Raw genomic sequence first — 18,147 nt, forward strand, 5'->3', positions numbered from 1 at the left:
AAAAAAGACTGTGACGTCTGATACGTCGCAGTCTTTTTGTGTCATTTACTTTGTAGTGGTGCTTGTTGGGGCTGTGGTTGCCGGCTTCTTTGTGCGTTTCAAGAAGCGATACAAGACGATGAACAGGGCGAGAACTGATAGGCCTGTGGCAATCCAGAACACGTTGCGGAACGCGGACAAGAATTGATTGCCCAGTTGTGGGGTAATCTTAGCAACGCCAGGTAGCTGTAAGAACAGCAATGATGAGGCCATGCTAATCCCGATGGTCATTCCCAAAGTCCGTGCGAAGGAATTGAGTGAGCCAGCCACACCGGCAACACTCTGATCGACGGAATCCATGGTCAAAGCGTTGTTAGGTGATAAGAAGAGACCAATCCCGACCCCGTTAACCACAATAGGAATCACGATTAACAACAGATTCATGTTCGCTGGATAGAGGGCATAACCGACTTGCGACACAATCAGGACAATCAAGCCGATAATGGTCAGCTTTTGCCGATCCCAGTGATCAGCCAGATAGCCAGAAATTGGTGAGACGACTAACATGGTGACGGATTGCAGCATCATAATCAGCCCACTGACGAATGGTGACATCTTACCGTAGCTCTGTAAGTAGAATGGCAGTAAGATGTTTGAAATCGCATTGACCAACATCACCAGTAACAAGATGCTGACAGAAATCATGTAGGTTGGGTTGCGCAATAAAGCAGGTTCAATCCAAGGTTTCTTGGCGCGATCATCTTGGATGAAGGCGTAGACCGTGATGATTAACCCAACGGCCAAAACAGCCAATCCGATGAGTAATTTGTCTGTCCCTTGTTGAATAAAGTAACCACTCAGGAAGAAGAAAATAATGCCGGCGGTAAATAAGTTTTGACCGCGCCAGTTAGCGGTCTGCATGATATTTTGCAGGTTGCCTCGCGTGACTTTTGGCATCGGTAAAGTGCGGAATCCAAACAACAGAATTAATAAACCGATAGGAACGTTGAATAAGAAAATCCAGCGCCATGACACTTGGGTGATCAACAAACCACCAAACGCAGGCCCAGAGATAGAGCCCACGGACGTAAACATGGAGATGGCCGCTAAGGCTTCAGCACGACTGCTGCTAGGGAAGTATTGCGTGACAATCCCCATTGAGTTGGCCATGATCATCGCGGACCCGACCGCTTGAACCACACGTCCAATCATCAAAAGCCAAAAGACGGGGGCAATCCCCCGTTAATAAAGAACCCAAAATAAAGGCAACGCCACCTGCGATGAAGACCAGGTTTTTGATAAGAGATCCCCAATGTGGCCAAACATCACCAACAGAATCGCGGTGGTAATCAGGCCGATTTGGACAATCCACGTTGCGGCACTGTTACTGATACCCAAATCCACAGACATCTGTGGCATCGCAAGGTTAGTACTGGAACCAGACAGGCCACTCAATAGTGAAAATAACCCTAAAACAAGTGTGACTTGTAACTGTCCAGGTGCTTTTTGTTTTATCCATGTCTGTTATCCTCTCTCCAATAGTATTAATTCAAGAATAGGCTGTGTTGGTTTTTCTCACAAGTGAAACGACTCGCAATCTGAGAATAAATATTAAGCGTTGCAAAATGAATCTTGAACGTGTAAGTTAAATGGGTAAACGAAAACATCAGGGGAGCTTAACGGCTGAGAGGAAGGCAACTTCGACCCTTAGAACCTGTCCGGATAATACTGGCGTAGGAAGTTAGCGGCACAAGTGGCTCTTTTTGGCTACTGTGCAAATCACGCGATGAGTCTCGCGTGTTGGCGACCGCCCGGTATGAAACCGCTGGGTGGTCGCCTTTTTCTGTCCCTAAAAATTGGGAGGGTTTGTTTATGAATGCAAGTATCGCGATTCAAGTGTTACCGATGGATGTTCCGCAAGATCAAGTGGTTCCTGTGGTCGATGCCGTGATTGCACATTTAGCCGCGAGTGGGATTCCATATCAGGTTGGGCCATTTGAGACCACGCTGGAAGGTGACTACGATGAGATGATGGCGGTCATCAAGGAAGTGCCCCGGGTGGCAGCAAAAGCGGGCGCATCATCAGACATGATCTACATCAAGATTCATTATTTCCCAGAAAATGAAGGGCTCACCATCGATGAAAAAACCAGCAAGTTTAAGCACTAGACTTCTGCCGCTACTGGCAGTCCTGTTAGTACTTGGTATCTGGTGGCTAGTCACCGCAACGGGGCAGGTGCCAACGTTCATGTTACCGGGACCGATTGCGGTCTTTGAGGCACTGATTGCTGACTGGGGCCTATTGATGAGCAATCTGGTGGTCACCCTTCAAGAAGCACTGTGGGGGCTGCTGCTTGGTTTACTGCTCGGGATTGTGCTGGCCATTATCATGGACCAGGTATCGTGGCTGTATCAGATGGTTTATCCCTTGCTGGTGATCAGCCAAACGGTGCCAACAATTGCGCTAGCACCACTCTTGATTCTGTGGTTTGGTTACGGCATGATGCCTAAGATCATCTTAATCTGCCTCACCACATTTTTCCCAGTCGCCATTGAAACACTGGCCGGTTTGCGCCAGACACCGGATGAGTTATTGACACTACTCGCAACCATGCAAGCCAAGTGGTGGCAGACACTCTGGTTTGTGAAGTTGCCGAGCGCCATCGATCATATTTTTGCCGGGCTGCGGGTTGCCGTGGCCTACGCCGTGATCTCCGCTGTGGTCAGTGAATGGGTCGGCGGGATTGCTGGACTCGGGGTCTACATGACCCGCGTTAAGAAGGCTTATGCATTTGATCGCATGTTTGCCGTTATTATCATCATTACCGCACTCAGTTTGGGACTCATGGGATTAGTGAGTTGGTTACAACGAATTGTCGAACCTTGGAGGAGAAAACATGCAAATTAAACGAAGTGCCTGGCTGGTATCACTGATCGCTGTTTTAGCGTTGGTGTTGACCGCATGTGGGCAAGCAAAACAATCAAAATCATCAAAGGCACAGCAACAGATTACCGTTGTGCTCGACTACACACCAAATACCAATCACAGTGGGATGTATCTCGCGATGGCTAAGGGGTATTTCAAGAAGGCGGGGCTCAATGTTAAAGTTGTGCAACCACCAGAAGATGGGGCTGATGGCCTGGTCGCTGCGGGTAAGGCCGAGTTTGGGTTCTCGTATCAAGATGTGATGTCACCACACGTGGCAGGCAAGGATAAGTTACCTGTGACCGCGATTGCTGCTGTTGTGCAGCATAATACTAGCGGCATCATGTCGCGCAAGGCCGACAACATCACCCGTCCTAAGCAGATGGACAACAAGCGTTACGCGACATGGAACCTACCGATTGAACAAGCTATCGTCAAGACGGTTGTCAATCAGGATGGCGGTAAATTCAGCTCAATCAAAATGGTGCCCGCTAACTTTGATGATGAAGTGGCCGCTTTGAAGTCACAGAAGGTCGATGATATCTGGGTATTTGAAGGCTGGGGGAAGATTAACGCGGATGTTCAGGGCTATCCCGTGAATTATTTTGACTTCCGCAAGCTCAATCCAACGTTTGATTACTACACACCGGTTATCATCGGTAACGATGCCTACATGAAGGCACATCCTGATGTCACCAAGAAGTTTGTTGCGGCCATGCGCCAAGGTTACACGGAAGCGGCCAAACACCCATCAGAGGCCTCTGACGCGCTGATGAAGGCAGTGCTTGAGCTAAAGGGCTCAAAGAAATTGATTGTGGCGAGCCAAAAGTGGTTGTCCACGCAATATTTAGCTGAACAGAAAACGTGGGGGAAGTTTGATCCAGCCCGCTGGAATCGATTCTATCGCTGGTTAAACGATAATAAGTTGGTGAAGTCCAAGATTCCGGACAACACAGGTTTCACCAATAAGTATCTGTAGGTGTGCGCATGCTATTGCAAATTGAACAGATCAGCAAACGTTTCGGGTCACGCGATGTGTTGCATGATATCAATATTCATCTCGCGGCCCAGGAGACCGTTGCGATTGTCGGGGTCAGTGGTACCGGTAAAACGACGCTCTTCAACCTGGTGGCGGGACTCGATCAGCCCGATACCGGTCGTGTTCTTTTGAATGACGTCGATATCACTAACACCACGGGCCACGTGGGGTACATGTTCCAGAAGGATTTGTTATTACCCACAGCGACGATTGTCGACAATGTGGCGCTCCCATTGCGGTTGAAAGGAATGAGCAAGAGGGCGGCGCGAGAACAGGCATCACCCGCTTTTGCCCGTTTTGGCCTCGATGGGACGCAACATCTCTATCCGGCCGCACTCTCAGGTGGCATGAAGCAACGCGCCGCATTATTGCGGACCTATTTTATGCACAAGCCGTTGATGTTGCTGGATGAACCGTTCTCCGCCCTCGATGCGATTACCAAGCGTGATTTGCATTTGTGGTATCAACAGATGCGAGAGGAACTAAAGCTGTCGACGCTCTTAATTACGCACGATATCGATGAGGCAATTTTATTGGCTGACCGCATCTATCTGGTCGGTAACACACCGACCACAGTGCTTGATGAGCTGGTGGTTGATCGGGGCAATACCAGTCTGGCGGAATTTGAACTTACGCCGACATTTGCCGCCACTAAACGGCAGATTCTGCAAGGGTTAGCGATGCTATAAAAAAGGCTGTGACCATCCACAAGGATAGGTCACAGCCTTTTGATTTTGCTTAACATAGCATTGTCACAACATAAACGCGTTCACAAGACCAAGACATTCCGGATAGCTCATCTTTGACGAATCCACGAACCGGATTCTACCAAAGATTTTACTAAGCCTCATGTCTTGAGCGGCCTTGTTCACGCTCTAAACGTGCTCCAACACACAGCCTGTTCCGCCTAACAAAAACTAGCGCCAATTGCATAAACCGCAATTTAGCGCTAGTCCCGTTAGTGCTCACAGCCAAAATGTGTCTTGTTGCACTCAAACGTGTTCCAATCCCCAACAATCTCCGTCTAACTCACTTTTCGAACATGGCGAAGTTCGCCATGTCCATCAAAGTCCGTTAGTACTCGATTGTTAACCGGGGATTGTCACAACATAAACGTGCTCCAACACACTGCCTGTTCCGCCTAACAAAAACTAGCGCCAATTGCATAAACCGCAATTTAGCGCTAGTCCCGTTAGTGCTCACAGTCAAACGTGTGTTGTCGCACTCTTTTATTTGCGAATCTTATCTAATTCCGCACGGTAAGCCTTCGCTGTTTCAGTCACAGCAGCAAAGTCACCGGACAAGCCTGCCTTGGTGAGGTTGCTACCTGCACCGACAGCACTCACACCTGCAGCAAACCAGTCAGCCATGTTTTCAACGGAAACACCGCCAGAAGGCATGATGCTGAGGAATGGGAATGGTGCCATAACGGCCTTCACCATGTCTGGCTTGAGGACGTTACCAGGGAACAACTTAACCAGATCAACACCGGCAATGAGGGCACTTTGCATTTCAGTTGGTGTCATGCAGCCAGGAACGTAAGGCACGGCGTAGAGGTTACAGATTTCGGCCACTTCTTGATTGAAGCTTGGGCTGACGATGAATTGCGCACCGTTCATGATGGCAATCCGTGCGGTTGTCGCATCCAAGACGGTACCAGCACCGATGATGACACTAGCATCATCGTGATATTGATCGACCAATGTTGTAATCGCTTGGTCAGCATGAGGCACGGTGAAGGTGAGCTCAATTCCAGTCACGCCACCAGCGATAACGGCTTGGCTCAACTTAACGGCTGTGTCAGCGTCATCAGCACGAACAACGGCAATCACACCAGCTTGTTGCATCCGGTTCAAGTAATCCATTTTTGCATGTTATTTCTCCTTAGACTTGTTTGAGAGTTAGTTGTTACTCAACATTAACGTGTTCGTGGAGGGCATCCGCATTGCTGGTATCGTCGCGCTTGGCCAGCTTGAGGGTCAACGCATCCAGCGTGATGTGGACGGTTTGATCGAATAAGGTGGACAGTAATTGAATTGACTTCACACCGGCGCCAGTCTTTGTTGCACCTGGCACGATGATGACCTTATCAGCCAACTTGGCCAGTGGTGATTCTGGTGCGCTGGTCAAAGCAATCACGTTTAAGCCCAGCTTCTTCGCTGCTTCTGTATCGGCAACGATTCCCTTAGTGGTACCGGAACCAGAGATGGCAACCCATGTGTCACCCTTTTGAATAGAAGGGGTAATGGTTTCGCCCATCACATAGTCGGTGTAACCGATGTGCATCAAGCGCATGGCAAAACCCTTTGCTTGGAAGCCGGAGCGACCGGCACCGATAACAAAAATTCGCTTGTCCTTGGTGAGCAGTGGCATTGCGGCATCGAGTTGGTCTTCATCAACCAGTGCCATCACTTCATTGATTTCTTTCATAATATCTGGGATTAGTTTCATTAGTTCATAGCCTCCATAAATGTTTGGGTTGCAGCCACCGGATCGGCAGCCTTCATGATTGTTGAACCGACGATGACAATATCAGTCAGGCCTTGTTCAGCGAGTTCTTTTGCGCCATCCAAGTTGATACCACCGGCAATTGCCAAGTGGGCCACTTCTGGATGTGCGGCATGAAAATCAGCGACAGTCGCGACTGGATTCATTTTGTCGGCACGGTCAACACTGTGATGCAGCGCATAGATGGCGTTGGGGTAATGTGTAATCGTCGCGAGCTTGGTGTCATCGACTTCGAGCAGGTCAATCATCATCTGCTTGCCTTGATCTTCAGCGACTTGATAGGTGGCATCCAGTGTTGCGGTAGAGCTTGCACCCATCACGGTCAAAATATCGGCACCAGCAGCGTAACCTTGTTTGAATTCATAGGGCCCTTCATCGATTGTTTTGAGATCGACGAGTAATTTGGATTTGGTGATGGCTTGATGCATGGCTTGAATACCAGCAAAACCATAATCTTTAACCAGTGAGGTTCCCATTTCGATGATGTCGGTATGACCGTCGAGTTGCTTTGCGACGGCCACAGCGGCGTCAAGAGTGACGCGATCAATTGCGACTTGTAATTGCATGATTTCCTCCTTAGTGGACGAGGTTGTCTAAACGCACCAATAGGTTGTGACAAAAGAGACTTTTGTCACAACCTGCTGATGTTTGGGTCATGTTTAGTTTAACATTTATTAGCGTGGGTTGGCTGCCAAGAATTCAGCGAGCTGTTCTTGGGTTGGGTAGCCATCGTTATCGCCAGGCGCTTGCACAGCAAAGGCACCAACGGCGTTACCACGGATAACGGCATCGCGGAAGGACTTGCCTTCAATCAATGCGGTGACTAAGCCTAATGCAAAGCCATCACCGGCACCAACCGTATCAACCACGTGATCAACCTTGAAACCAGGCACAGTATAGGAATCGCCGTCCTTGGTCTTCACGTAAGCACCTTCAGGGCCAACCTTAACGACAACTGTTTGGGTGATGTCACTTTGGTTCAGGTAGAAGTCGGCAATCGCTTCTGGATCGCGACTACCCATCAGGATTTCACCTTCGTTGATCCCTGGCAAAATAATTTCGGCTTCGGCTGCTAAGGCATTGATGGTTGAAACCATTTTTTCCTTAGAAGACCATAGTTGTGGGCGCAAGTTGGGATCGAAGGTGGTGCGAATCTTGTGTTCGTGTAACAAGTCGATCAAGTGCTTGAAGGCATCGAGGGCTTGATCAGAGATAGCTGGGAAAATCCCAGATAGGTGGGCAAACTTCAAATCACTGAAATCAATCTTATCGAGCATCGCCTTATCGAAGTGAGCAGCAGCTGAGCCACGACGGAAGTAGAAGATGCTTGGGTCACCGTGAGAAACACGATCCTTCAATTGGAATGCAGTCCAGTAATCAGGTGTGGAATCGATGTAGTCGGTGCCGATATGGTTCTCGTTCAATTGATCCTTGATGAAGTCCCCAAATGGATCTTCACCTAAGCGGGTCACGTATTGCGCGGAATGACCCAAGCGGGATACGCCGACAGCCACGTTGACTTCAGCGCCTGCTAAGAACTTGTGGAAGTGAACGGCATCTTTGAGTGATGCGTCCACATCTTCAGAAGCAAACAGGGAGATAGGTTCGCCGATCGTTAAGAATTCAGACATATTCAGTAGCCTCCTAAGCTAAAAGTGTGTAAGCAGCGAGTAAGTTTGCGATGGTGGCAATCCAAGCCCATGGTAAGCCGGTCAGCAAGAAAGTCTTGGTATCCAGCTTGGCATATTCAACTGACCACAAGTTCCAAGACTGTGTGATGTCAGCAGAAACAGCCATCATGGTTGGCACAACCAGTAAGCCGTACAGATAGTATGGTGGGAAGAGACCAGTTGCGGTAAAGATTGCCGCTGTGGCCGCACCTGCCCCGTATAACATCAATGGTCCACGGAAGTAGGACAGTGGAGCAATCACCATCATGATAAGCACTAACAGGAATTGGTTGTTAGGGATGATGCTCTTGAAGACGCCGGTGAATTGACCCATGGTATGAACCGCTGCACTCTGGAACATGGTGAGCACGAGTAACATGATCAACAGACCAGCAATATCACCAATCGCTGTTTTGGCAGTGTCATTCATCATCTTGACAAAGCCCTTGTATGACTTCATGTTGCCAGTCATCAAGAATGCTAACAGTGTGGCAAGCAATAGTGCAGGAATGGCATCCCACTTGAAGAAGACGCTCAATGCAACAGGAACAACAGGCAAGATGTAAGTGAAGGGACTAACTTCTTTGACTTCTTCACCTTCGCTAGGGGCCACAATGATTGGTTTCCCATTACGAATCTTGCGCGCGTAGAACAGAATCATGACAATGACAACCAACATTTGGACTGCCATGGCAACGAAACCAAACCGTAAGTAACGATCGCCCCATTCAACGCCATTGAAGAAGACCTTGAACTGGTTGAACAACACAGGATTGATGTACATTGCGGCACCGATGGATAAGGTGAAGACGGAAACCGCAACGTTCTTTGGCACCCCGATTGAGAACATGATAGGGAATAAGATGACCCCAACAGCAATCGCGGAACCAACACCATAAGCACTGGAGAAAATCAGTGCGGTGATAATAGCGATGAGAATCGTGGCCAGCACGGGTGCTTTACCACCCACAGCCTGTGTTTTACGACTGATACTGCCGGCAATCCCGGTATCGACTAAGACGCGGCCAAACCAGGAACCTAAGATAATGTAGAGCGCGGTCCCCCCATATTTGAGCACGGGATCGGTAAAGATTTCTTTGATTGCAATGTTTAGTGGCACCAGACCGATGACGGTCCAGGCAATCGCCATGACGAAGAAGCCAACGGTCAGGTTCCCGCCACGCATGGCATAAACAATGAAAAGTACAAAAGTGAGGACTAATAACAGTCCGGTTATAATGCTACCCATGTCGGGCCTCCTTAATATTGATTGAGTTCACTCAATATCCGTTGATAACTGGATTGTGCGACGTGTGTATCCGGATCAGCGAAGAATGAATTTTCAGTGTGATTGAAGCGATCAGCTAGATAGTAAGCGGACAAGTATGCCGCTAAGGCTTCCTTTGAAGCTTTTTCGACGTCCACTTTGTCGGGAGAAATATCAATGCTGATCGCGTCTAGAAACTTGTACGCGAATTTCTCTGGATCGATGTTGAGTCGTTTGGACATAATAGCCTCCTATGCTTGGAAATAGTCGTTCACTTTTTCCATCGCTGTTGTAATCACATCATGGTTTTGTGTTGGGTATTCAATGGCAACAGGCACATTGTGTGGTAAGACGTCTAAGATGTCGCGCCATGGCAAATCACCTTCATCGAGTGGCACAGTCACAGGGGCTTTGCCGCTAGTGACATCATCCTTCACGTGGATGTAGCGAACGTATGGTGCTAATGCCTTGGCAGCCTTCAGTGGATCTTCACCAACAAAAGGCCAGTTGCCCAAATCATAGACATACCCTAAGTCGACATTGGCAGTTTGCACAGCATCTAAGAAGTCCTGCACGGGTTCAAGGCGGCCACTGATTTGGGTTTGATCGTTTTCAATGTTGACTTCAATCCCTTGAGAGACGAGTGGGTTGAGCGCGTCGGTCAAATCTTCATCAAAGTTGGCAAAGTCGCCGATATTCCACTTGATCTTCTTGATGCCCATTTGCTTACCTTCATCCAAGTAGGTTTGCAGGTCTTGATTGACTTGGCCGTCAACAAAGACGTCATCGGGCACACTGTAGTAGAGGGTCAAGTTGTGTTCTTTGACTAATTGTGCGATTTGAGGCATTTCCTTATCGATATCGCGGAAATATTCGCGCCGTACTTCAATTGTGTTGAAGCCCAAATCGATTAATTCAGGAATCAGTTCAGCCTGAGACTTACCTGCTTGCCATTCATCTGCCAATAATAATAAGTTTGCCGCTAATTGAACCATGAGAACTCCTCCTTAAGTTAAAAAGCTGTACCGGTTGCTCACAGTTGGGAAACCGGTTTCCTTAATTGGTACTATAAAACCGCTTCCACAAAATGTCAAGCGGTTTCTTTTCGAAATATTAAAATTTTGATTGCCGGGTTTTGACTATAAGGAGTGCCGAATGTTAACAGTAGCGGGTACTTGTTGGTCTAAAGCAGGAAGTGTTTCACCGTCGATTTGTGCCATCATTGGTGCATTGCCACAGCCCCAATGGCGGTGGGGTGTTGCGCGACACTACTGATACCGGGACCGGCTAGGCTCGCCCAGTCCCAGTCATCGTATCCACAGATACCGACTTGCTTTGGGTATTGAATCGCATTGTCTTGTAACCACTGCAGCACCGCCATGAGTAAGCGCCCGTTGGTTGAAAAAAATGGCGGGGTGTTGTTCTTTGTGCGTGCGCCAATAATCAGCCAGTGGTGCCATCCGCGTGCCTGTGGTCTCAACCAAAATTACATGGGCGCCTTTTTCGGCAGCGGCATCTACAAAGGCTTGATAACGCAGGGAACGCGGAGAAGCCAATTGAATCGGATTAGAAAAAACTGCGATTTCGTTGTACTTGGCAACGACATGTTGCGCGAGTTCGAAGCTCGAGCGATAGTCAGTCGATGTCACCGTCGGCCATGATAAGGGCTGTGTCAGGCGATCGACCATGACCATGGGGGTGTTTGCCGCCGTGATGAATTGGTAAGCGGCGGGATCAGCACTCTGCGGTTGCAGAATGATGCCATCCACATTTTGGCTGAGGAGCAACTGCAGCACTTCGCGTTCCTGTTCCAATCGGTCACCGGCGTCACCAATCATAATCTGATTGTGATCGGTGCGTGCCACTTCATTAATCCCTTTGATCAGAAGTGTCGAGTAGATATTTGAAATATCGGCGGCCACGACACCGATCAGATGGGTGCGACTGGATTTCAGCGAGCTGGCTTGGCGATTAGGATAATAATCGAATTGCTTGATGACCGCGGCAATTTTTGCTTGGTCTCACTGGACATGCGTTCAAAATGGCCATTCAGATAGCGCGATACCGTGGCTTTGGAGACCCCGGCCGCGTCGGCGATGGTAGATATGGTGACTTTTGGCATACTTATTCACTCTCTTTTAAATAGATAGTTATAGCATAACAGAATAATGGTAGAGAAGCCTACTGGATTTAATGTCATTACCGGTGAAAAGCCCTAGATAAAAGGCTTTAAAAAGAACATCAAAACAGGTATTATTAATTCTTAGATTTGAATATTTTGGAGGGTTTATGATGCGTAAATTTTTAGCTGAGTTCATGGGGACATTTATGCTTGTCTTCTTAGGGACCGGTGCTGTGACAGTTGCCAAGGGCGACACGTTGACAATTGGGTTAGCCTTTGGGTTGGCCATTACGGTTTCTGCCTATGCCTTTGGTGGTATTTCTGGTGGCCACTTCAATCCGGCTGTTTCAACCGCAATGTTGATCAATCGGCGGATGTCCGTCAGTGATTACGTGAGCTACGTGATTGCCCAAATCTTGGGTGCTATCGTTGCCAGTGCTTTTGTCCGGTTGTTCGTGGGTGCCTTGGGCTTACCAACTGGTTCATTGGGTCAAACCGACTTCAGTAAGATCAATGCTGGTATGGCATTCTTAGTTGAAGTTGTGGTGACCTTCTTATTCTTGATGGTGATCTTAAACGTAACCAGCAAGGATCATGACAATGGCGACTTCGCTGGTATCACAATCGGTGTTACCTTGGCCTTCTTGATTATCGTTGCGTTGAACTTGACCGGTGGTTCCTTGAACCCCGCACGTTCAATCGGGCCAGCATTGTTTGCTGGTGGCACTGCATTATCACACTTATGGGTTTACATTGTGGCCCCACTTGTTGGTGCTGCATTGGCCGCATTCACTGCACGTTTGATGGGTAGCGAAGATTAATTATTGATAGAAAAAGGGCTGTGACAAACTTCGGTTTGTCACAGCCCTTTTTATTAACAGTTAACGATGCTTTTAATTTGATTGTTTGCGACGATGAATACCAAGTAATCCAGCTAGGCTCATCAATGCGATACCGAGTGCGGTCAGCCAAGATTGTTGCTGATCACTGGTCGCTGGGAAAACGGTTTGGTTCTCATGCGTCAATGTGATGTGGGGTTTCTGTGCGGATGGCTGATTAGTAGTTGGAACACGGCCACCACCAGTTGTGTTGTTGCCATTATGGTTAATATTGCCGGTGTTCCCACCATTATTATTACCATTGTTACCTGTATTGCCGCCGTTGCCATTATCCCGCGCTTTGACTGTCACTGATACAGAACTACTATCCTTGGTGAAGGCGCCATTCGTCGCGGTCACCATCAGTTGATAGTTTTGCCCGAGTTGTGCAGCATCAATTGGGAATGAAAAATTGCCATTGGCATCAGGAACGACGGTCTTTTGTGCCATCGGGCAGCGTCAGGGTGACAACAAAAGTGGTGTTAGCCGGGGCGCCAGTTGTATCGATGCGACCAGTAACGGTGGTATCGCTAACGAAGACATCGTTCACGGTTGGTGGTGCCACAGTATAATTGGCCAGTGGGTTCTCTGCTTCAGTTTCCGTGATAGAGCCTTGCTGACCGGTCTTTGTGAAGCCGTCATTGGTTGCCGTTGTGATACCGGTGAATGTCTGGCCGGCTTGAACCGGTTGATTCAATGCGACCGTGAAGTGGCCCGTGGCATCAGGAGTGACGGTGGTCGTCGTGCCATCTGGTAGGGTGACGGTCACTGTGAATGTTGTGTTGGCGGGTGCTTGACTGAGATCAATGGTGCCATTCAACGTGGTATCACCGACTTTGAGTGGGGAAAAGACAGGTGTTGGCACCGTATAATCTGCCAAAGGATTCTCTTCAGGGGGTGTGACTGATTGTGGAACAACAGAGGTGTAACTGCTGTATTTGTAAAAAGGATTGGGATCACCATCGGCCTGACGCTGCACAACGGCGGTGAAGTGATAGGTTTCGCCGGCCTTGAAAGACGCACCATTAGTCAGGGTCCCGGAGAAATTACCCGATCCATCGACGTTATTTGCTTGTGCAATTGGGGTGCCGGAACTGTCGACCACAAAAACAATGAATGATGTACCTGCTGGTGCGCCAGCAATATTCACATTACCAGAGAATGACGTGTCGCCATCCTGAAGGGAGCTAATCGTGGGCGCAGGCACGGTGTAGCCTAAGAGGGGATCAACAGTGCCTGCCGCGCGCACGGCAGCTGTTGCAGGCAAGCTAGTCAGGGTCCCGGTGGGCGTTGTTGCAGTAATAGTTGCTGAGTACGCAGCATTGGCTCCGGCGGGATTAGTTAATTGAAAACGGAACGTGCCATCCGCATCGACATTGACCGTCTGTTGTCCCTCAGGTCCGTTGAGTGTCGCTGTAAAGGCAGTGCCTGCCGGTGCGTTACTGATATCAACTGAGCCGGCGACAACTGTGTCACCTTCGCAATCATTTCTAGATTGGGTGGATTAATCGCATAAGCGGCTTGCGTGCTGGCGTCACGTGTCACGGTTGACTGTGCGGCATGCGTTGTCGTCACTGGCAGACTTGGCCCGACCAGCAAGAGACCGGATAACACCACGCTGCTCGCTAATAACGTGCTGAATTTGAATGAGTTTGAATGATGCGAACGAGTCATGAGCTTTTCCCCCTAAAAACGTAACTATCTCTCCCCAGTCTAAAGCGTTGAATGGACATAATGCAAGCTCTTTATTATGTTTCTAGTATTTATTCGTGGAATCTTCCATCATTAAATAATCATTACTTAGAATACTAGAGGTGTTTACGTGAGTTTATTTACATAAAGAAGCGTGAATAGTTGCTTTACCCGATTTCGATTAGAATAATAAGGGTGAGAAATCAAAGGAGGAATTTGATGAAAAATGGGTAAAACTATCAACACTAAGCTTAGTTGCCTTGGGTCTATTGGTGGGTGTTAATCACCAACAACCAACCACGGTCCAAGCGAGTGACACCCAATCGGTTTTGGCACAACCAGCAACATCAACGTTTACTGACCAAGATGTCTCAGCCTTAGTGGGTAATGTTCAAAAATTGATCCTGAACAATTTCCAATTATTCGGCGTCAGTTGGCAAATGTGATTTATAGTTTCCTTTTTGAGCGTCAGACGGTACAACAACTCACCGCGAGTCTTAATCAGTTAGGATTGGGATCACTCAGTTCATTATTTGCTAGCGGCGATACGCAAAAGAATGTGTCACCTCAATACGTGAAACCCAATGCAGCACTTGAGGCTTTTGTAAAGACGGTGCCTGCTTGGTTCAATAATGTTCAAAAAGAAGACTGGTACATGCCGTTTGATGATGCTTCTGGTAGTGGGAAGTTGCACGCTTATTACATCGCTAATCCGGTGAAAACAAATAAACGGTGATTGCGGTCCATGGCTATGATAATTCAGGCGAAGGTTTCGCCTATATGGCCAAAATGTTCTACGAAATGGGCTACAATGTGCTGTTGCCCGATCAACGTGATCACGGCTTGAGTGATGGCAAGGAAGTAGACTTTGGGTATCGCGCACCAGAGGACCTGTCTAATTGGGCAAAGCGTGTTGACCAAACTGTGGGTACCGATAGTCAGATTACACTCTATGGGTTATCGATGGGTGCCGGTAGTGTGACGCAAGCGGCCGGTGCTAGCCAACTGCCATCTTCGGTCAAGGGTGTCATTGACGACTGCAGTTATTCGAGCATGTCAGATCTCCTTAGCGACAAAGTCAACCAACTTGTAGCAAGCGTTGAGTCGGCGCCTATTGGTCAAGATGCGATTAAGCAAGTGGTAAACTTGTTGAATCCAACAGCACTGTTGCATGATGTGGATTTACAATTACAGGCCAAGCAACAAGTGACCCTAGCAGAAATTTCACCTCAGGCGCAATTAGCCAAGAGCAAGTTACCACTCCTTGTGATTCACACGTTGGATGACCAACTGATTCCTTATGAAGAGAGTGTCGCAAACTATAATGCGAGTGATGCAATCAATAAGCAGTTCTGGTTGCTTGATGGCAAGTTAGATGGTCATGCCAGCGCTTCACGGGATTTCTTTGATTATCAAACAAGTTAAAGCAATTCACAACTGAAGTATTTAGTGGTCAATCCATCGATACTAATGTTCAGACGTTCCGTGATCAATTAGCACAGGCGCAGATGATTAACCGCAGTTATATGATGATCAAACACTGACACAGTACGATGCATTGCTTTTTGATCTCAACTCAAAAGCAGCGCAAGCCAATCTCAGTGATGCTGATTATCAAGCTATGCAGACAGAACTGGCTTCGGCCAAGCAATTGCTCAAGGTCAACCCACTCACGATGGGCACCGATGGGATTGCTTTAACTTCTGCTAACCGATTGAATCAGAACACAGTATCTGGATTCGATACCAGCAATAAGAACACGGCGACCAACTATTGGGTCAATGTACCGATGGGGAATTATTACGATGTGACCATCGATTACACTGCGGGCAATGGCATTGTATTACCCGGGACAACTTACACAGACGCGTTACAGTTGAATCAGTTACGCACGAGTTATGGTAGTGTCACTGGTCAAACGCTAAAAACATTTGGTGTGCCGGCAACATTTGGTAAAACGCTAACGATTCATGATCGGGTTTACCTCAAAGGCGGCCCACAAGTCTTGCAGTTCAAGCAATTGACAGATCAAGTTCGTCTAAAGGGATTGAAGCTGCAGATGGCATCAGCTCCACGGCATTTAAGTCACCAGATAGGCCAAGTGACCGTGATTAATGCGGATCAATTTGATCAAGCATCGGATAACGGGTACTATGCGATCGAGAATCACACCATCAGTTATACGAATCGTGCCAATGGCCAATATCTCTACGGCTTTGATCAAGTTCAGCCGGGGGACCTATCAGGTGCAGTTGAATTATGCGACACCAAATTGGTTTGCTAACGCCCAATTTGACCTGGTGAAGAACCCAACGACGATGACCAATATTGGTCAAATCAGTTTGGATAAGAATAATATTTTGGCACAGTACAGCAACGTGACATTGAGTAAGGCACTCCGCTTTACTGTGACGCAAAATGATATCGATGGTGGTCGGATTGCCTTGCGGATGACGCTGACAGGAACCGCCGCCAATGTACAGTCACTTGCGATTAGCCGCGTCAGTTAAACATGAGTTGATAAAGTGACTTTCAAGCATGTAAAAAGAGCAGTCATGATCTCATTCGAGGTCATGACTGCTCTTTTTACGTCTTGAGTTAAGCATCCACTTTGCGGCGCCAACCGTAACCAAAGTAAATGATGATACCGATTAAGAACCAGATACCAGAACCAATTTTGGCGTTGTTATCTAGGCCCAAGAAAACCATCAGTGATCCAAGGAAAGCTAACGCGGGCATCACAGGGTACAGTGGCATTTTGAAGCCAGGTTCTGTGATATCGTGACCTTCACGAGGACGCAGGCGATAGATACCTAATGAGACAAACATAAAGGCAATCAACGTGCCAGCTGAAATCAGCTGCGCAAGAAAGGCAAAGGGGAAGAAGGCGCCGATAACAACACCGATGATGGTCAGAACCATCAAGGCGTTTGTTCGGCAGTTGGCGGTGATTGAGTTTACCCAAACCAGCAGGTAACATCCCATCGCGACCGAAACTGTAGAGCAAACGTGATCCGGCCATCATCATTCCAATCAGGGCGGTGAACATCCCAAGCACGGCAATGGCTTGAACGACGGCAGCGACAATTGGATGTCCCGCTTGGCGCAACGCCCAGCCAACGGGTTCCGCATTATTCGCGTAATCGGAATAGTGGAACATGCCGACAAGCACTAAGGCAACGGCCACAAACAACAGCACGGCAATCACTAATGAGCCCAAAATACCACGTGGCATTGTCTTTTGTGGGTCTTTGGCTTCAGCTGAGTTGGCGGCGATGGAATCAAAGCCAATGTAGGCTAAGAAGATCATCGATACCCCGGCATAAATGCCTTGCCAGCCACCGAATGCTGTACCGTCCGCATTCGCATGATACTGCGGGATGAATGGCACATAATTTTTAGCGTGAATCGCGGTGAGCCCAACAATGATGAAGAGCAAGATCGCAAGCACTTTCAAAATCACGAGTAGGTTTTCGATGCGCGCTGCCGCGGACATACCGCGACTGAGTAACAGCGCGACACCGACAATGACAACGACCGCAACGATATCCACGATTCCGCCATCCGTTCCCATCGGATTGGCGAGTTGCTTGGGTAGCGTGAAGATTGGTGCCAAAAGGCCGCGGAAGTTCGCGGAGAGTCCCGAGGCGACAAACGCGACGGCAATAAAGTATTCCGCTAGTAGTGCCCACCCGGCAATCCAACCGAAGATTTCACCGAAGACAACGTTGATCCAAGAATAGGCGGAACCCGCAATAGGTAGTGCGCTGGCCATCTCGGCATAGGCAAAAGCGACTAGCCCGGCGACAAAAGCGGCGAGAATGAACGAGAGTGCTACCGCGGGTCCGGCGTGTTTTGCGGCCACAACCCCTGGCAACGTGAAGATGGAGGTGGAAACAATGGTTCCGACTCCCAGTGCAATGAAATCCTTGACCCCGAGGACACGGGGCATCTCAGCGTCTTTATCCGCGTAAACCGCGGGATCTTGTTTTCGAGTTAAATGTTTAAAAAAAATTGCGCATAGGCTACCTCCAAAGAATGAATTTTAGATTAACACATTTTAATA

The 18,147-nt window shown here is 48.3% G+C and carries 22 protein-coding genes, 3 pseudogenes and 1 riboswitch; of the genes and pseudogenes, 10 read left to right on the forward strand and 15 right to left on the reverse strand.

Annotated elements, in window-relative coordinates; translation table 11 throughout:
* Positions 1–45 precede the first annotated feature (45 nt).
* A pseudogene (locus tag JCM17471_RS01875) lies at positions 46–1,494 on the reverse strand (MFS transporter).
* Between the two features lie 143 nt (positions 1,495–1,637).
* Positions 1,638–1,736, forward strand: a riboswitch (TPP riboswitch).
* A 115-nt stretch (positions 1,737–1,851) separates the two neighbouring features.
* On the opposite strand from JCM17471_RS01875, the gene JCM17471_RS01880 reads away from it, so the two are divergent.
* From JCM17471_RS01880 to JCM17471_RS01895, 4 genes are read left to right on the forward strand one after another with little or no spacing between them, the layout of a single operon-like run.
* Positions 1,852–2,148, forward strand: coding sequence for a thiamine-binding protein (locus JCM17471_RS01880; RefSeq protein ID WP_054776593.1), 297 nt, complete (start codon positions 1,852–1,854; stop codon positions 2,146–2,148).
* Positions 2,120–2,887, forward strand: coding sequence for an ABC transporter permease (locus JCM17471_RS01885; RefSeq protein ID WP_082395159.1), 768 nt, complete (start codon positions 2,120–2,122; stop codon positions 2,885–2,887). The genes JCM17471_RS01880 and JCM17471_RS01885 overlap by 29 nt, the downstream gene beginning before the upstream one ends.
* Complete coding sequence (locus JCM17471_RS01890; protein WP_054776595.1) at positions 2,877–3,884, forward strand: ABC transporter substrate-binding protein; 1,008 nt, start codon at positions 2,877–2,879, stop codon at positions 3,882–3,884. Before JCM17471_RS01885 ends, JCM17471_RS01890 begins: the two co-directional genes overlap by 11 nt.
* A gap of 8 nt (positions 3,885–3,892) precedes the next feature.
* Positions 3,893–4,633 (forward strand): ABC transporter ATP-binding protein, encoded by a 741-nt coding sequence (locus JCM17471_RS01895; protein ID WP_054776596.1) that lies wholly within the window; start codon positions 3,893–3,895, stop codon positions 4,631–4,633.
* A 540-nt stretch (positions 4,634–5,173) separates the two neighbouring features.
* On the opposite strand, the gene JCM17471_RS01900 is transcribed toward JCM17471_RS01895, so the two are convergent.
* From JCM17471_RS01900 to JCM17471_RS13260, 10 genes and pseudogenes are all read right to left on the reverse strand, one after another.
* A complete protein-coding gene (locus tag JCM17471_RS01900) occupies positions 5,174–5,809 on the reverse strand; it encodes a bifunctional 2-keto-4-hydroxyglutarate aldolase/2-keto-3-deoxy-6-phosphogluconate aldolase (RefSeq protein WP_054776597.1) in 636 nt (211 codons plus the stop codon).
* Positions 5,810–5,852: 43 nt separating this feature from the next.
* Entirely contained in the window at positions 5,853–6,395 is a 543-nt protein-coding gene (hxlB, locus tag JCM17471_RS01905; protein WP_054776598.1) for a 6-phospho-3-hexuloisomerase, read from the reverse strand.
* Complete coding sequence (locus JCM17471_RS01910) at positions 6,395–7,018, reverse strand: orotidine 5'-phosphate decarboxylase / HUMPS family protein (protein WP_054776599.1); 624 nt, start codon at positions 7,016–7,018, stop codon at positions 6,395–6,397. The genes hxlB and JCM17471_RS01910 overlap by 1 nt, the downstream gene beginning before the upstream one ends.
* Before the next feature lie 108 nt (positions 7,019–7,126).
* Positions 7,127–8,083: a sugar kinase gene (locus JCM17471_RS01915; RefSeq protein WP_054776600.1), complete on the reverse strand. Its 957-nt coding sequence runs from the start codon at positions 8,081–8,083 to the stop codon at positions 7,127–7,129.
* 13 nt (positions 8,084–8,096) lie between these two features.
* Positions 8,097–9,371 carry a hypothetical protein gene (locus JCM17471_RS01920; protein ID WP_054776601.1) on the reverse strand — a complete coding sequence of 425 codons (1,275 nt, stop codon included), beginning with the start codon at positions 9,369–9,371 and terminating at the stop codon, positions 8,097–8,099.
* A gap of 11 nt (positions 9,372–9,382) precedes the next feature.
* Positions 9,383–9,631, reverse strand: coding sequence for a hypothetical protein (locus tag JCM17471_RS01925; RefSeq protein ID WP_054776602.1), 249 nt, complete (start codon positions 9,629–9,631; stop codon positions 9,383–9,385).
* Positions 9,632–9,640: 9 nt separating this feature from the next.
* A complete protein-coding gene (locus tag JCM17471_RS01930) occupies positions 9,641–10,384 on the reverse strand; it encodes a sugar phosphate isomerase/epimerase family protein (protein WP_054776603.1) in 744 nt (247 codons plus the stop codon).
* 224 nt (positions 10,385–10,608) lie between these two features.
* Positions 10,609–10,869, reverse strand: coding sequence for a substrate-binding domain-containing protein (locus JCM17471_RS16350; RefSeq protein WP_082395160.1), 261 nt, complete (start codon positions 10,867–10,869; stop codon positions 10,609–10,611).
* Positions 10,808–11,398: pseudogene (locus tag JCM17471_RS13830) on the reverse strand (substrate-binding domain-containing protein); the annotation flags it as partial. The pseudogene JCM17471_RS13830 and the gene JCM17471_RS16350, both read right to left, overlap by 62 nt.
* Positions 11,341–11,511, reverse strand: coding sequence for a LacI family DNA-binding transcriptional regulator (locus tag JCM17471_RS13260; RefSeq protein ID WP_082395162.1), 171 nt, complete (start codon positions 11,509–11,511; stop codon positions 11,341–11,343). The gene JCM17471_RS13260 and the pseudogene JCM17471_RS13830, both read right to left, overlap by 58 nt.
* Positions 11,512–11,681: 170 nt before the next feature.
* Between JCM17471_RS13260 and JCM17471_RS01940 the strand changes: the two genes are divergently transcribed.
* Positions 11,682–12,332, forward strand: coding sequence for an MIP/aquaporin family protein (locus JCM17471_RS01940; RefSeq protein WP_054776605.1), 651 nt, complete (start codon positions 11,682–11,684; stop codon positions 12,330–12,332).
* Between the two features lie 72 nt (positions 12,333–12,404).
* Here the strand turns inward: JCM17471_RS01940 and JCM17471_RS01945 are convergent, their stop codons facing one another.
* The 3 genes from JCM17471_RS01945 to JCM17471_RS01955 all read right to left on the reverse strand — a co-directional run bounded on the left by JCM17471_RS01945 (position 12,405) and on the right by JCM17471_RS01955 (position 14,063).
* Positions 12,405–12,839 (reverse strand): LPXTG cell wall anchor domain-containing protein, encoded by a 435-nt coding sequence (locus tag JCM17471_RS01945; RefSeq protein ID WP_054776606.1) that lies wholly within the window; start codon positions 12,837–12,839, stop codon positions 12,405–12,407.
* Complete coding sequence (locus tag JCM17471_RS01950; RefSeq protein WP_054776607.1) at positions 12,814–13,656, reverse strand: hypothetical protein; 843 nt, start codon at positions 13,654–13,656, stop codon at positions 12,814–12,816. The genes JCM17471_RS01945 and JCM17471_RS01950 overlap by 26 nt, the downstream gene beginning before the upstream one ends.
* A gap of 74 nt (positions 13,657–13,730) precedes the next feature.
* Entirely contained in the window at positions 13,731–14,063 is a 333-nt protein-coding gene (locus tag JCM17471_RS01955; protein ID WP_054776608.1) for a hypothetical protein, read from the reverse strand.
* Positions 14,064–14,353: 290 nt separating this feature from the next.
* Between JCM17471_RS01955 and JCM17471_RS13835 the strand changes: the two genes are divergently transcribed.
* The 5 genes from JCM17471_RS13835 to JCM17471_RS01975 all read left to right on the forward strand — a co-directional run bounded on the left by JCM17471_RS13835 (position 14,354) and on the right by JCM17471_RS01975 (position 16,591).
* Complete coding sequence (locus tag JCM17471_RS13835; RefSeq protein WP_156321554.1) at positions 14,354–14,527, forward strand: hypothetical protein; 174 nt, start codon at positions 14,354–14,356, stop codon at positions 14,525–14,527.
* Positions 14,524–14,817, forward strand: a complete 294-nt coding sequence (locus JCM17471_RS01960) for a hypothetical protein (protein ID WP_054776609.1) — start codon at positions 14,524–14,526, stop codon at positions 14,815–14,817. Before JCM17471_RS13835 ends, JCM17471_RS01960 begins: the two co-directional genes overlap by 4 nt.
* A 44-nt stretch (positions 14,818–14,861) precedes the next feature.
* Positions 14,862–15,506: an alpha/beta hydrolase gene (locus JCM17471_RS01965; RefSeq protein ID WP_263849377.1), complete on the forward strand. Its 645-nt coding sequence runs from the start codon at positions 14,862–14,864 to the stop codon at positions 15,504–15,506.
* A 133-nt stretch (positions 15,507–15,639) separates the two neighbouring features.
* A complete protein-coding gene (locus tag JCM17471_RS01970) occupies positions 15,640–16,365 on the forward strand; it encodes a hypothetical protein (RefSeq protein WP_054776611.1) in 726 nt (241 codons plus the stop codon).
* Positions 16,328–16,591, forward strand: a complete 264-nt coding sequence (locus JCM17471_RS01975) for a hypothetical protein (RefSeq protein ID WP_054776612.1) — start codon at positions 16,328–16,330, stop codon at positions 16,589–16,591. The genes JCM17471_RS01970 and JCM17471_RS01975 overlap by 38 nt, the downstream gene beginning before the upstream one ends.
* Before the next feature lie 88 nt (positions 16,592–16,679).
* On the opposite strand, the pseudogene JCM17471_RS01980 reads toward JCM17471_RS01975, so the two are convergent.
* Positions 16,680–18,033: pseudogene (locus tag JCM17471_RS01980) on the reverse strand (APC family permease).
* Positions 18,034–18,147 lie beyond the last annotated feature (114 nt).

It is taken from the genome of Lacticaseibacillus saniviri JCM 17471 = DSM 24301, from assembly GCF_001311785.1.
Classification (GTDB): domain Bacteria; phylum Bacillota; class Bacilli; order Lactobacillales; family Lactobacillaceae; genus Lacticaseibacillus; species Lacticaseibacillus saniviri.